The organism is Streptomyces muensis (assembly GCF_021474425.1).
GTDB lineage: Bacteria > Actinomycetota > Actinomycetes > Streptomycetales > Streptomycetaceae > Streptomyces > Streptomyces muensis.
Genome location: NZ_JAKEIP010000014.1, coordinates 1 through 14,201, shown reverse-complemented (window position 1 = coordinate 14,201; position 14,201 = coordinate 1). Strand labels below are relative to the sequence as shown.

Sequence of the window (14,201 nt, the reverse complement as noted above, 5' to 3'; positions counted from 1 at the left end):
CTCGCTCATCGGTTGAGGACGACTACGGCCACGAACAGCGCCTGAAGCAGCGTCAGCGGCACCAGCACCATCCAGGCCACCTCCATGTACCGCTCCATCCGCAGCACGGGCAGTGCCCGGCGCCCGGCGACCAGCAGCGCCAGGACGGCGACGGTCTTGACCAGCGTCCATGCCCAGCCGGGCAGCAGCGGGCCGTGGCCGCCGCCGAGGAACAGCGGCACGCTGAACCCGGCGGTCACCACCAGCAGCAGCCACCGCCCGCCCAGGAACACCAGCCGGTCCACGCCCGCGAGTTCGGCGGCCGCACCACCGGCCGCGTCGCGCGACACCGGGTGCTCGAACGGCCCCCAGAAGGACATCGCGAGCGCGCTCAGCAGATAGACGACGAACGCGGCCGGCATCCACACCACGAACCACAGGCCGTCCTGCGCCGCGACCACGTCCCCGACCCGCAGGGACTCGGCGCCGAGGGCAGCGGTGGTGATGGCGAACATGTGCGGCAGTTCGTACGCCAGACCCTGCGCCAGGAACCGGTACCCGCCGACCAGCGACAGCGCCGAGTTCGGCCCCCAGCCCGCCAGCCACACCGCCGCCCAGGCCAGCGCCTCCATCGCGTTGAACCACACGATGCCGACGGACGGATCACTCACGGCGCGAAAGCCCCACGGCAGTACGGCACCCGCGAGCACCGCCGCGACCGGGACCAGCACCACGCCCAGCCGTCCGAGCAGCCGGTCGGCGGCCGTCGTACGGCGCGGCCGCTGGACGAGCAGCCGCAGGGCCTCGCGCAAGGGGGCCAGCGCCCGCAGCCCGGCCTCCCGGACGCTCCCGGCCGGGCCGCGCTCGGCCGACCCGGATAGCATGGCGTCGAACCCGGCCGCGACGACGGCGGCCACCGCCAGGGCGACGGGCAGGACGACGGTCGCCCACAGGGGCGCTGCGTCAGGCATGGGCCGCTCCGGAGACGGGCGCGAGGGCGAGTTCGTCGAGGTCGGGGTCCAGGCTGGCCACGATGATCCGGGCGCAGGCGAACTCGGCGCCGGTCAGCAACTCGGGGAGGATGTCGAGCAGCGCCCGCGACGGCGGCTGCGGTCCGTCCAGCCGACCACGCGGGCCGGTCCGGTCATCCGGCGCCAACGGCCGTGCGTCGTCGAGCCCTTCGAGGCCGCGCTCGACCTCGTGCAGCCACTTCAGCAGCCTGTCGTGCGCGTCCCCGTCCGCGGCGAGCGCGGGTCCGCTCACTCCGGCCGCCCGTGCCCGGTCCGCCGGCAACTCCCCCAGTCCGGCGATCGACCAGCGCAGCGGCCGGGACCGCTCGACGCGGCGAACCGTACGGCGCAGATCGCCGCCGATGCTCTCACGTGACGCCCCCGACAGCACCTCGTCCCGCAGCCGACGGCACCGGGCCGCGACGTCGTCCCAGCCGACGACGGCCAGCAGCCGTCCCGCACTGTCCAGATGCGCGGCACAACGCCGGCGCACCGCGCTGCCCCTGCTGACCTCATCGCCGTGCGCCGCCCTGAGCCACGGCTCGTCCCAGAAGGGGAGTCGAGGGCTGGGCGGTAGGGGGAGGTGATCCACTTCGACGCCCTGTACGACGTCGCCTTGCAGGGTGAGACGGAGAACGAGCCCTGCCGGCCAGTCGCTCGACGCGGGACCGATCGGCACATGCAGCCGATCGAGCCTCAGCTCGTCCCGGTCGTCGCCCCTTTCGGCCATCGGAAGGCCCGCCACCTCGCCCATGGTGTGGTCGTGGCCGTCACCGTGCCCCTCGTGATCGCCGTGCTCATGGCCGCCGGGCTCGTCCGACACGTCGGCCACGTGGGCTACCTCGGCCACCTCGGCCGCGCGCCGAGTCGCGGCCTTGTCGATCAGGTCCCTGCGAGCCGTGTCGAGCGCGTCGGCGAGCTGCCCGCTCTCCCCCGCCACGATGCGCAGGGCGGGCTCCGGCATCGACCGCTCGATGCCGTCCAGCCACGGCGTGTCATCCGACGCCGGGTCGCCGCAGACGACCAACAGGTCGGCGGCAGCCGGGGCATCCACGACGGGCCACCCCCGTCGGCGCACCTCCGCCTCGGCCTCCAGCCGGAGTTCGGTCGCTCCGGGCAGCGTCACCGCCAGCACCGCCGGGCGTGTCATCGCCGTACGCCGAAGAGCGCCTCTCAGGTCCATCGCAGGGCCCCCTCGCGCCAGGCGTACGCCACCGCAGCGAACAGGATGCCGAGGAAGAGGAACATCTCCACGACGGCCGGAGTGCCCACCTCCGAGACGACCTTCACCCACGGGTACATGAAGAGCATCTCCATGTCGAAGGCCAGAAAGATCATGGTGACCGGGTACCAGCGCACATGGAACCGGGACACGGCGTGCTCGCCCGGCTCGAGACCTCCGGCGAAGGGTCCGGTGTCGAGGGGCGCTCGCGCCGCGGCCAGCCACAGGCCCAGCCCGTACAGAGCGGCCAGACCGGCGCCGATCACGCCGAGCAGGACCAGCATCGGCTGCCATGTGTCCATCGCGCCCGACCTCCGTTCTCGGCACCCTTCGCACGCTACCCCCTGGGGGTATCACCATTCCACTACCTCGGGAAGGACCCCGACTCCGGCGCCACATCCCGGCGGGGGCGGGGCACCGTGCGGTGCCCCGCCCCCTGGGTCGGTGGGCCGGTGGGTCAGGCGGTCGTGGTGAGCGGGGCGGGAGCGGGGCGCGTCGCGAGGCGGCCGGTGCGGTGCAGGCCGTACAGGGCGGTCGCGCACGCCAGGCCCAGGACGGTCAGCGTGATCCACGGCAGGGCGGGCATTCCGGCCGCGCGGGCGGCGTCGAGTGCGGCGCCCGTGCCGAGGTTCCCGACGGTGATGCCGATGCCGCAGATCGTGTTGTACAGCCCGTAGTGGGTGGCGACGAGGCGGTCACCCGAGAGGCGGACGATGGTGTCCATCTCGAAGGGGTAGGCGATCATCGTGCCGATGGCCAGCAGCAGGGCGGCAAGGGTCGGCGGAACCGCCGCGAGCAGCCACAGCCCGATCCGGGACTCCGGTACGGGTACGGCGGTGGCCGCCAGCAGCGGGACGAAGGCCAGGCCCATCGCGGCGAGCCCGCGCACGAGCGCCTGCCCGGGTTCGTACCGCTGCTTGCACCATGCCGTGACCCGTGTCTGGCCGAGGATCGTGCTCAGCCCGGACACGGCGAACAGCACCGCGACCGCCGCCGTGCCGAACTGCCCGTCGCCGCCCAGCCGGCGCACCTCCAGCGGCAGCGCCAGATAGACCTGGAAGGTCAGGACGTAGGAGCCGATCATGGCGACGGAGAACAGTACGAACGGCCGGTTGGCGAGGATGCCGCGCCACTGGGCGAGCACGCTCTGACCGCTGTGGCTCTCCTGCCGCTCGGCGTCCTCGGCCCGCCGGGCGGGCAGCGCGCGGATCTGTACGACGCTCAGCAGCGCGAAGATCCCGGCCGCCACCAGGCAGGTGACGCGGAAGTCGACCCCGGTCAGGACCATGCCGACGAGGGGGCCCAGCAGAATGCCGGCCTGGTAGAACACGTTGAACAGGGCGAACGCCTCGACCCTGCGCTCCCCCGCGTCGGCCGCGAGGTACGCCCGTACGGCCGGGTTGAACAGCGCGCCGGCCAGCCCGGTGGCCGCCGAGGCGGCGAGCAGCGCGGGCAGCGAGTCCACGAGACCGAGGGTCGCGAAGCCGAGGGTCCGCAGCACACAGCCGGCGACGATCATCGGCTTGTAGCCGAGCCGGTCGGCGAGGGTGCCGCCGACCAGGAACATGCCCTGCTGGCTGAAGTTCCGTACGCCGAGGACGAGTCCGACGATCCAGCCGGCCAGGCCGAGGGTGCCGGAGAGGTGGGCGGCCAGGTAGGGCATCAGCATGTAGAAGCCGAGGTTGATGGTGAACTGGTTCACCATCAACAGCCGGACGCCGCGTTCGTACGACCGGACCTGGGTGAACAGCCCCATCACCGGTCCTCCTCGGAGGCGAGGGGGTCGACCACGGTGGTGCACCGGGTCCAGCGGGTGACCTCCTTCTCGTCCAGGCTGCCGATCAGGTCCGGTTCGAGTGCCGGTGGTGAGTCCAGCAGGCCGTGGGCGGCGCAGTAGTCGTCGTCGTAGACCGTGCCCAGGTAGCGCTGCGGACCGTCGGGGAAGATCGCGACGATCCGCGCGTCCGCCGACATGGTCCGGGCCAGCCAGCCGGCCGCCATCGCGACCGCGCCGACGCTCCAGCCACCGGTGGCGTAGTGGGAGGCGGCCAGCTGTCGGCACGTCCACACCGCCTCGGCCGGGGCCACCCAGTGCACCTCGGAGAAGTTCTCGTAGGCGACGTTGCGGGGGTAGATGCTGGAGCCGAGTCCGCGCATCAGACGGGGCCGGGCGGGCTGGCCGAAGATCGTCGAACCGGTGGTGTCCACGCCCACGACGGTCAGCTCCGGGTAGAGCTGGCGCAGCACCCGGGAGACGCCGGCGGAGTGGCCGCCGGTGCCGACACTGCACACCAGTACGTCGATGTGCCCCAGCTCGGAGGCGAGTTCGAGGGCCAGCGGGGTGTAGGCGGCGACGTTGTCCGGGTTGTTGTACTGGTCCGGGCACCAGGAGTCCGGGTGCTGCTCCAGCAGCCGCTGCACCCGCTCGCGGCGGGCCTGCTGCCAGCCGCCCGTCGGGTGCGGTTCGGAGACGACGTTGACCTGGGCGCCGTACGCCGTCAGCAGCCGGGTCATGGCCAACTCGAGCCCTGGGTCGGTGACCAGGGTGACCGGGTGGCCGTACACCATTCCGGCGAGCGCCAGCCCCAGGCCCAGGGTCCCGCTGGTGGACTCGATGATCCGTCCGCCGGGCCGCAGATCGCCACGGGCGCGGGCCCGCTCCACCATGTGCAGGCCCGGACGGTCCTTGATGCCGCCGGGGTTGAACCCTTCGAGCTTCGCCCAGAAGCCGCGTCCGGCCGGGGCCAGCGGCTCCGACACCCGCAGCAGTGGGGTGTTGCCCACGAGGCCGGACAGGGCGGACCGGCCCGCGTCGACCGCGGTCTTGGTCAATGACTGCATGTCTTTTGTGTTCACTCTCGCTCGATGAATACGGGTGCGGGTTCATCTCGCGTGTCATGGCCGTGGGGCGGACGGGGAGTCCGCGCTCAGGTCATGGGCACGCGGCAGCCGCGAAGTCGGTCGGCTGCGAGCGGGTGGTCTAGATCCGCCATCGCGACGTGACGACGAGCGAAGCCCGGCCGGGGCGGGTGCCGCGACGTCTGCGGCCCGTATGCCGGACGAGGGGTCGTGCCGCCGCCAGGGACACGGCAAGGAGGACGACGACGGCGAGCGCGCCGAGGGGAAGGTCCTCACTCGACTGGGCCGCGGTGCGCACGATCACGTCGGCCGCACAGTCCTCGGTCCCGTGGGGAGCGTGAGGGCCGTGCGGGTCCTCGCCCGCGGCCGTCGCCGAGAATCCGGCCGTCACGGGCACCGGCGGGTGCGTCTCCTCGGAGACGCCGTGCAGGACGGCGCAGAGAATGAGCGTCATCACGAAGGTGCCGCGGACCGCCGAGACCAGTCGACGCCATGAGGGCGAGCCGGGTGTGGCCCAGGGGGCGTTCGCGGGCGTACGGGAATGTGTCGGCACAGGTCCTCCGCGTTGCTGCCATGTCTCCGGCGAGGCCGGAGCGAGGCGCAGACATGGGTGGGGGCAGGACGCCTTCGACGAACGTGACGACCCATCATGAGCGCGGGAGGGGACGTTCGTCGCGCGATACCAGCCGAACCGGTGACAGCCGGCAGGCCGGTTGGAGGAGTCCGTGCTCCTAGACCTGCCGCACCACGGAGGCCGCTCTCAGGGCCGCGGGAGACGCACCGTCCACGGGCCTGCCGGCGGCCGGCCCGTGGACGGTCGAGGCGTCCTGGGAACTGCTCGACGCGCGAACCGACGCCGCGGAGCAGGGCGATGCCAGGGCGGAACCCTGCTGAGGCTGCCCGGACGCGCAGTGCTCGCCGGGGTGGGACGGCCCATGGCCGCCATGACGGTCCTCGGCGTCGGCGGCGGACAGCCGCGCGGGCTCGTCGGCCGCGTGGTGAACGCCGCCTGCTTGCCGGGCGGCGGGGGTGGTCGCACTGGTGGAGAGGTGTCTCTGGACGCTCTCCGCGTGGATGCCGTGCGTCACGAGGAAGCCGAACAGCAGCACGGCCAGAGCCGACACGCGCAGCAGCGGACCCGCACCGGAGCGGGTCCTGACGATGCGCCAGGGCGACCAAGCCGTAACCATGCCGTGATCCTAGCGGCTCGCCGGCGGTGATCGACCAGGAGTCCCGTCACATCACGCCGCCTCCGGCTGCTGGACGTGCTCTCGGGGACCGCGGCCCGGGGTGAGCACCAGTGCCACGACCGCTGCCACGGCGGCCACGACGGCGCCGGTGGTGAAGCCGCGGGAGCGGTGCCTTGGAGCACGCCTCCGAGCACCCGATCGCCCAGGCCATCGCGGCCGGAGCCGCCGAGCATGCCGGGAGCCTGCCGGTGCCGGAGGACTTCGAGAGCGTCGCCGGCCTCGGCGTCCGGGGCGTCGTGGACGGGCACACCGTACTCGTCGGCCGGGAGAAGCTCCTCGAGCGGTGGGCCGTCGAACTGCCCCGGGAACTCGCCGAGGCCAAGGCCGCCGCGGAGGCCGAGGGGCGGACGGCGGTCGCCGTCGCCTGGGACGGCGAGGCGCGCGGCGTCCTCACCGTCGCCGACGCCGTCAAGGAGACCAGCGCCGAAGCGGTGGCGGAGTTGCGGGGGCTCGGCCTGAAGCCGGTCCTGCTGACCGGTGACAACCAGCTCGTCGCCGAGTCGGTCGCCCGGGCCGTCGGCATCGACGAGGTGATCGCGGAAGTCCTGCCCGAGGACAAGGTCGACGTGGTCAGGCGACTGCAGGCGGAAGGCCGTACGGTCGCCATGGTCGGCGACGGCGTCAACGACGCGGCCGCCCTGGCCACCGCCGACCTCGGCCTCGCCCTGGGCACCGGCACGGACGCGGCGATCGAGGCGGGCGACCTCACGCTCGTACGCGGTGACCTGCGGGTGGCCGCCGACGCGATCCGGCTGTCCCGCAGGACCCTCGCCACCATCAAGGGCAATCTCTTCTGGGCCTTCGGCTACAACGTGGCGGCCCTGCCGCTGGCCGCGCTCGGCATGCTCAACCCGATGATCGCCGGGGCCGCGATGGCCTTCTCGTCGGTGTTCGTCGTCACCAACAGTCTGCGTCTGCGGTCCTTCCGATAGAGCGGGCCGCGGTGGCTCAGGCCAGGGCCTCGGTGGCGTACAGCGTGCCGAGGGCTGCCGCGAGTGTGCCCAGCAGCAGACGCAGGGCACGTTCGGGCACGAGGGGTTGGAGGCGGGCACCGAGGTAGCCGCCGATCAGGCCGCCGGTGCCGCAGGCGAGGCCGAGCCACCAGTCGGGGGCGGCGTCCCCGGAACCCATGAGCGACAACAGCGCGTAGGCGGCGGCGCCGACCACGGAGGTGGCGAACGTGGCGGCGAGCGCGGCCGGAGCGACCCGGGCGACGGGCAGGCCGCGCCCCACGAGGACCGGTCCGAGCAGGGAACCACCGCCTATGCCGTAGACGCCGCCCACCACTCCGACGGCCAGGGCGAGGCCGGTGAGTGTCCGCGGGGACAACTCGCCTTCGGGCGGTGGCCGGTGGCGTTGCGGGGCCAGTGTGCGCAGACAGAGCCAGAGGCCGAGGGGCAGCAGCAGGGCGGAGATCAGGAGCCGGAAGACATCCGGTCCGGGCAGGGCGAAGACACGGACGGCGGCGCCCAGGACGACACCCGGCAGCGTGCCCGACACCAGGCGCCTGGCGAGGTCGCCGCGCAGGGCGTCGTCGTGGCGGTACCGCCACAGGGCTCCCGGTCCGGCGACCACGTTGAACAGCAGGTTGGTCGGCGTGATGGCGGGGTTGGGCACGGCGAAGACGCTCAGCTGGACCGGGAGCAGAAAGACCGCCCCGGACACACCGACCGGAGCGGTGACGGTCGCGATCAGCAGTCCGGACGCCAGCCCTCCCAGCACCGTCCAGTCCACCGCCGCCCCCGCTTTCCCCCCGCCGCCTCGACACCCCGGCCAGTATCGGTGCCCGGAGCGCGGAAGAGCCGGCCTGCAACGAAACCTTCATGATCGGCCGACGTCGCCACGTCCCGCTCACTCCGGTACCGCCGCACCGCGCCTCGTCACCGGACGGCCACGCCGTTGCGTCGGGCGTACCGGGCCGCCTCGCCCCGGTTGTCCACTCCCAGTTTGCGCAGCACGGCCGCGACATGATGCTCGACGGTGCGCCGCGACAGGAACAGGGCCTCGGCCATCTCGGCGTTGCGCAGCCCGTCGGCGAGCAGGGTGAGGACTTCCTGCTCGCGGGCGCTGAGCCCCTCGGGGCCGGCCGCGCGAACCGGGCGTCTGGGGATGTCGCGTACTCCGAGCCTGCGCAGCCGACGGGCGGTGATGTCACGCATCGGCCGCGCGCCCAGGCCGTCGAAGGCCGCGAGGGCCTCACGCAGCGCGCCCTCCTCCGGGGAGTCGGCGAGGGCCGTCGCCGACTCGTAGGGGCAGCCGATCTGCTGCCAGCGCTCGGCCGCCTCCCGCCGGTGGCCGGACAGTTGGAGTCGGTAGGGCTCGGCGGCGAGCGCCGGCACGGTGGCCGGTCCGTCGGCATGGGACAGCCAGTGGGCGAGTTCGCCGACGAGCCAGGGCTCGCCCTGTTTCTCCGCGGCGGGCAGCGCGGAGGTGACGATCGCCCGTACCCGGTCGCTCTCGCCCGCGTACGCGGCGGTCTCGGCCAACGCGGGCGTGGAGCCGATGATCCAGCCGACGACCGGCTCGGCGGTGACCATGGCCGCATGGACCCGGGACAGCAGGGGGCGGGGGTCCGCATCGCCTCGCCGGGCGCGCAGCCGGCCGAGCACCACCATGCTGAGCATCTTGCGCCCGTCGTCAGCGCCCGCCGTGCGCAGCACTTCCGACGCGAGCGCCTCGGCCTCGTCCCAGCGCCCCTGGTCGAGCATCGCGCGTGCCCGGAACGCGCGCAGCCACTGGCGCCAGATCTCCTGGCCGTGTTCGTCGGTGAAGGCGAGGGCCTCGCCGTACCAGCGTTCCGCCTCCCGATACCAGCGGCGGGTCACGCAGATCAACTGGAGCCAGAAGTAGCCGAGCCCCGCCTGGTCGTCGGCGGAGGTCTCGCGCAGGAGTCGGACGCTCTGCCCGATCAGGTCGAGGCCGGCCACGTCGCCCTCCTGGGCGCGGCCGATGCCGATCGCCAGCAGCGCGAGCGCCCGCTGCGGCGGGCCCGCGTCCTCGCCGGCCATGGCGAGGAGCCGCTCGCCCCAGGTGATCGCCTCCGCGTTGCGGAAGGCCATGGCGGCCAACTTTCCGCGGACGGCGCAGGCGAGCGCGAGTTCGGGTCCCGGTGGCAGCGCCGTCAGCAGCCCGAGGGCCTCGTCGCACGCCTTCTCCCCGCGCGGGATCTCCCGTGCCAGATGCGCCGCGGTGATCGCGAGCCCCGCCAGCGCCCCGGCCCGCCGGCGTTCGTCACCGGCCGCCCGCCAGGCGTCGGCGGCCTGCTCCCGGGCACGCAGGGCGGCTTCGAGATCGTCGGCGAGATGGCACTGCCGGCCGAGTTCCTCGAGCAGCCCCGCCCGGTCGGCCGGCGGCGTTCCCCCGAGCACGTCGAGGGCACGGCGAAGATGGGCGGCGGCTTCCTTGTGAGCCCCCAGCGCGGACGCCCGCTGCGCCGCGAGGGGTGCGTAGGCGCGTACGGCGGCCCGGTCGTCGGCGCGTTGCGCGTGATCGGCGAGTCGCGCCGGTTCCACCTCGCCCGGCGGGCGTGCGGCGAGCACGGCGAGCGCCCGCCGGTGCAGGTGCGCCGCCCGCCCCGGCCCAATCGCCTCCTCCACCGCCACCCGGACCAGCTCGTGCCGGAAGGCGACCGCGCCGTGGTCGGCGGTGAGCATGCCGCGCTCCACACACTCGTCCAGTTCGGCGGCCGACCGGCCGGAGACCGCCTCGACCAGCCAGGGGGCGGCTCGCATCCCGAGGCAGGCGAGGGCGTCGAGCGCGTCCCGCGCCCCCGGTCCCAGCCGCGCGGCGCGGGCGAGCACCGCGTCCCGGACCGTGGCGGGTACCGCCGCGCGGCCGTCGCCCAGGACCTGCGTGACGAAGAACGCGTTGCCTCCGGTACGGCGGTGCAGTTCGGCGGGGTCGACGCCGGTGCCGGCGGCGAGACGTGCGATGGCCGCCTCCGACAGCATCGGCACCGTCAGCCGCCGGACCACGGGGAGCGCCGCCAGGTCGCCGGCCAGCACCCGCAGCGGATGGCGGGGCCCCACCTCGTCCTGCCGGTAGGCCACGACGACCATGGCCGGGCACCCTCCGAGGCGGCGGCCCAGGAAGCGCAGCAGGTCCAGCGTGGCCTCGTCGGCCCAGTGCGCGTCGTCCAGCGCGACGAGCGTCGGGGTGCCGCCCCGGCGCAGCTCGTCGAGCAGCCGACGGCGCACCGCCACCGGGTCGGGGGTGCCGAGGAGGAGCTCGCCCAGTGGGGCGGGCAGAGCGTCGGCCATGTCGCGCAGCGGACCGAGCGGAGGCGGCGTGGTGAGTGGTTCGCAGCTGCCGCTGAGCAGTCGCACGTCGCCGAGCCGTCGGCCGAACTCGTGGATCAGCGCGGTCTTGCCCGCGCCCGCGTCGCCCCCGACGAGGACGAGACGCCCGGTTCCGGCGGCCGCTTCCTCCCACCAGCGGGACAGTGCCGCGAACTCGCCGTCCCGCTCGGCCAGCGTCCCCTCGCCGATCCTCACGTTCTCGATGGTAGGCAGGCGACGGTTCGCGGCGGTAGCTGGGCGACGGCCCGCAAGGATGGGTATTCACCACCGATGTCGGCGTTCGGCAGCCCCGCGCATGCTGCGTGAAGACCCCGGGACGAGAGAGGACCGGGAGGCGGACCTCAGCAGCGGAGACGGCCATGGAACACGACGTGATCATTGTGGGCGCGAGCATCGCGGGCTGCACGGCGGCGACGGCTTACGGACGCGCCGGACTGCGGGTTGCACTGGTCGAACGGCATCGCAGCCCCCGGGCGCACAAGACGCTGTGCGGGCACTTCGTGCTGGGCGGCACGCACGGCGTCCTGGAACGCATGGGTTTCTGGCAGCCGATGCTCGCACGGGGTGCGGCGGTGACCGGCGGGCTCGGTGTCCGGACCGGGGCCGGCTGGGTCGTCCCCCGGCCGGACAGCGGGGTCCCGCCGGCGATCAGTCTGCGCCGCAGCGCGCTCGACCCGCTGCTGCGCGAGATCGCCGCCGCGACCCCGGGCGTGGATCTCCTGCGGGGCCACCGGGTCGTCGACCTCGTCGAGGACCGCACGGGCGCCGTCGCGGGAGTCGTCACGTCGGTCGGCGGGAGCGAACGCGCCACCCTGCGCGCCCGTCTGGTCGTCGGCGCGGACGGCCACCACTCCACGGTCGCCCGGCTGGCCGGGGTCGCCGAGGACAGCGCCCCGAACCGGCGCTTCCTCTTCTGGACCTATTACGAGGGGGCCACGATGAACGGCCCCGGCGACGGCCAGGTCTGGTCCCTGGACCCGGACATCGCCGTGTGCATCCCGGTCGACGGCGGGCTGACGCAGGTGGGCGTCTTCCCGGCGAAGGACCGGCTCGCCGAGTTCACCGCGGACAGGGTCGCCGCCTTCGACCGGTTCGTGGCACGTCTGCCGGACGGGCCCTCGCTCGCCGGGGCACGACGCGTGTCGAACCTCGTCGGCACCACCGACTACCCGTGCATACGACGCGACCCCACACCGCGGCCCGGCCTGGCCCTGATCGGCGACGCCGCCACCGCCTCCGACCCCGTCCCGGCGGTCGGCTGCGGCTGGGCGTTCCGCAGCGCCGTCTGGCTGGCCGACGCGACCGCCGTGCCCCTCGCCGACGGCGGGAACCTGCGGCGCGCCCTGCGCTCCTACCGCCGGGCCCACCGTTTCATCGACAAGTACGACGCCCTGGGCCGGCAGGAAGCCCTCGCCCGACCAGCCGACCCGCTCCGGCGTGCCGTCCGCACCGCGGCCGTCACCGATCCGGACATCGCCCGACGCCTCGCGATGTTCGGCATGCGGGCGGCGCCCCCGTCGGTGCTGCTGAACCCCAAGGTGCTGGCCCGGGCCGTGGTCGGCTCCCGGACGCGTGCCCTGCGGGGAACCGCGGGGAGGACGTCTTCGGCGACTCCCGCGTAGGCCGCGTCGAGGCCTTCGACTGGTCTGCGTCGTGGGTCATGCGTTCCACGCTGGAAGCCGGCCGCGGCCCGGAGTATCGGGCGACCGTCCGGTGCCGCCCCGCCACCCGGCGGGCCCGCGCGGTGGGACGGGGCCGTCTCCCCCGTACGGCGGGAACGCACCCCCCGGGTGGCGGGAATGTCCTGCCGACCCGCCTGACCAGGCGGTTCCCGTTCTACCGTCGAAACGGTGACAATCGACACCGACGTGCGGCCGAGGACGTACGCACTACGACGACGAGGCAGGGCGCACGTGATCCGGGTCATGGTGGTGGACGACGAGGCCCTGGTGCGCTCCGGCTTCAAACTCATCCTGGGCGCGGCCGACGACATCGAGGTCGTCGCGACCACAGCCGGCGCCGAAGCCGTCGACAGCGTCCGGCGGGAAGCTCCCGACGTGGTGCTGCTGGACATCCGGATGCCGGACGTCGACGGGCTGACGGTGCTGCGGCAGTTGCGCGCGCTCGCGGAGCCGCCGGTCGTGGCGATGCTGACGACGTTCGACGCCGACGAGTACATCCTCACCGCGCTGCGCTCCGGCGCGGCCGGCTTCCTGCTCAAGGACACCGAGCCCGACCAACTCGCGCAGCTGGTCCGTACGTTGGCGGCGGGCGGGGTGGTGATGTCGCCGAAGGCGTCCCGCGCCGTCTGGCAGAGTCACCCCGGCGCGGCGACCGTCGACGACGAGGACGCCGCCCGGGTCGGCCGGCTCACCGAACGCGAGCGCGAGGTCCTCGTACTGATCGCGGAGGGGCTCACCAACGCCGAGATCGGTACGCGGATCCACCTCAGCGCGGGCACCGTCAAGGACCACGTCAGCGCGATCCTGACCAAACTGCGCGTCGGCAGCCGGGTCCAGGCGGCCCTGCTCGCACAGCGGGCCGGACTGCTCGGCGACGGACGGCGGCGCTCGGAGTCCGGGCGATGACCACGCCCGGGGCATGGTGGACACGGATCCCCGATCCGGTCGTCGACGCCGTGGTCGTCGCGGTCGCCGTCGTGGACGTCCTGTTCAGCCTGGGGGACACCGGCCCTCGCGAACAGGCCGTGGCCGCGCTCGCCTGCGCCGCCCTCGCCTTGCGCCGGCGCTTGCCGCTCGTGGTGTTCTTGCTCACCCTCCCCGCCAGCCTCATGCTGGACATCGTCTTCGCGCCGTTCGCCGCCCTGTTCACGCTGGCCGAACGCTCCCGCGACCGCCGCCTGCTCGTGGCATGCGCGGTGCTGTTCGCCGTCGCCGCCGCCGCGCCCTGGCCGCTGAGCGGCCTCGCCTCGCACGAACGCACCTGGACCCTGGTCTACTTCTTCTACACACTCGCCGCCGCCGGCGCCCCCGTCCTGCTGGGCCAGCTCGTCCAGGCCCGCCGGGACCTGGCCCGCCGCCTCGCCGAGATCGAGGAGGCCCGCGAACACGAACGCCTGTTGCACTCCCAGGCCGTCCTCGCCCGCGAACGCGCCCAGCTCGCCCGCGAGATGCACGACGTCGTCTCCCACCAGGTCAGTCTGATCGCCGTACAGGCGGGCGCCCTCCAAGTCGCGGCGAAGGACCCGGACTTCAAGGAGGGCGCCCGCACCATCCGCTCCCTGAGCGTCGACACCCTCGACGAGCTGCGCCACATGGTCACCCTGCTCCGCGCCTCCGGCGGCCGGGCCAGCGAGCTCACCCCGCAGCCCACCCTCGCCGACCTGCACAAGCTCGTCACCAGCAGTGGCATCGACACCCGGCTGACCGGCGAACTCCCGTCCGACGTCAGCACCACCGCACAGCGCGCCGTCTATCGCACCGTCCAGGAAGCCCTCACCAACGTCCGCAAACACGCACCCGGCGCCTCCGCCACCGTGCGGCTCGGGCAGGACGACGACGGCGCCGCCTTCACCGTCACCGTCACGAACACTCCGCCCACCCGCCCCTCACTGCCCCACCCC

The 14,201-nt window shown here is 73.7% G+C and carries 12 protein-coding genes and 1 pseudogene; 4 read left to right on the top strand and 9 right to left on the bottom strand.

From position 1 onward, the window contains the following. Positions 1-5 precede the first annotated feature (5 nt). From L0P92_RS06370 to L0P92_RS06340, 7 genes are all read right to left on the bottom strand, one after another. The gene (locus tag L0P92_RS06370) at positions 6-950 is read right to left on the bottom strand and encodes an NADH-quinone oxidoreductase subunit H (protein ID WP_234761527.1); all 945 of its coding nucleotides are present in this window, start codon (positions 948-950) and stop codon (positions 6-8) included. Continuing rightward, entirely contained in the window at positions 943-2,172 is a 1,230-nt protein-coding gene (locus L0P92_RS06365) for a hypothetical protein (RefSeq protein WP_234761526.1), read from the bottom strand. Before L0P92_RS06365 ends, L0P92_RS06370 begins: the two co-directional genes overlap by 8 nt. After that, positions 2,163-2,513 (bottom strand): NADH-quinone oxidoreductase subunit A, encoded by a 351-nt coding sequence (locus L0P92_RS06360; protein ID WP_234761525.1) that lies wholly within the window; start codon positions 2,511-2,513, stop codon positions 2,163-2,165. Before L0P92_RS06360 ends, L0P92_RS06365 begins: the two co-directional genes overlap by 10 nt. Before the next feature lie 155 nt (positions 2,514-2,668). Further along, complete coding sequence (locus L0P92_RS06355; protein WP_234761524.1) at positions 2,669-3,967, bottom strand: MFS transporter; 1,299 nt, start codon at positions 3,965-3,967, stop codon at positions 2,669-2,671. Continuing rightward, complete coding sequence (locus tag L0P92_RS06350) at positions 3,967-5,052, bottom strand: PLP-dependent cysteine synthase family protein (RefSeq protein ID WP_234761523.1); 1,086 nt, start codon at positions 5,050-5,052, stop codon at positions 3,967-3,969. Before L0P92_RS06350 ends, L0P92_RS06355 begins: the two co-directional genes overlap by 1 nt. Positions 5,053-5,191: 139 nt before the next feature. Beyond that, a complete protein-coding gene (locus tag L0P92_RS06345; protein WP_234761522.1) occupies positions 5,192-5,623 on the bottom strand; it encodes a hypothetical protein in 432 nt (143 codons plus the stop codon). A gap of 178 nt (positions 5,624-5,801) precedes the next feature. Beyond that, positions 5,802-6,260: a hypothetical protein gene (locus L0P92_RS06340; protein ID WP_234761521.1), complete on the bottom strand. Its 459-nt coding sequence runs from the start codon at positions 6,258-6,260 to the stop codon at positions 5,802-5,804. Positions 6,261-6,418: 158 nt separating this feature from the next. Here L0P92_RS06340 and L0P92_RS06335 point away from each other — a divergent pair. Continuing rightward, positions 6,419-7,252, top strand: a pseudogene (locus L0P92_RS06335) (HAD-IC family P-type ATPase); the annotation flags it as partial. Positions 7,253-7,268: 16 nt separating this feature from the next. Here L0P92_RS06335 and L0P92_RS06330 read toward each other — a convergent pair. Together L0P92_RS06330 and L0P92_RS06325 are read right to left on the bottom strand one after the other, a co-directional pair. After that, positions 7,269-8,054, bottom strand: coding sequence for a sulfite exporter TauE/SafE family protein (locus tag L0P92_RS06330; protein WP_234761520.1), 786 nt, complete (start codon positions 8,052-8,054; stop codon positions 7,269-7,271). Between the two features lie 146 nt (positions 8,055-8,200). Continuing rightward, complete coding sequence (locus L0P92_RS06325; RefSeq protein ID WP_234761519.1) at positions 8,201-10,813, bottom strand: ATP-binding protein; 2,613 nt, start codon at positions 10,811-10,813, stop codon at positions 8,201-8,203. Positions 10,814-10,977: 164 nt separating this feature from the next. Between L0P92_RS06325 and L0P92_RS06320 the strand changes: the two genes are divergently transcribed. The 3 genes from L0P92_RS06320 to L0P92_RS06310 form a co-directional block, all read left to right on the top strand. Beyond that, positions 10,978-12,240: an FAD-dependent oxidoreductase gene (locus L0P92_RS06320; protein ID WP_234761518.1), complete on the top strand. Its 1,263-nt coding sequence runs from the start codon at positions 10,978-10,980 to the stop codon at positions 12,238-12,240. Between the two features lie 303 nt (positions 12,241-12,543). Continuing rightward, entirely contained in the window at positions 12,544-13,206 is a 663-nt protein-coding gene (locus L0P92_RS06315) for a response regulator (RefSeq protein ID WP_234761588.1), read from the top strand. Further along, positions 13,203-14,201: sensor histidine kinase (locus tag L0P92_RS06310; protein WP_234761517.1), on the top strand; the 999-nt coding region annotated here is incomplete at its 3' end. The genes L0P92_RS06315 and L0P92_RS06310, both read left to right, overlap by 4 nt.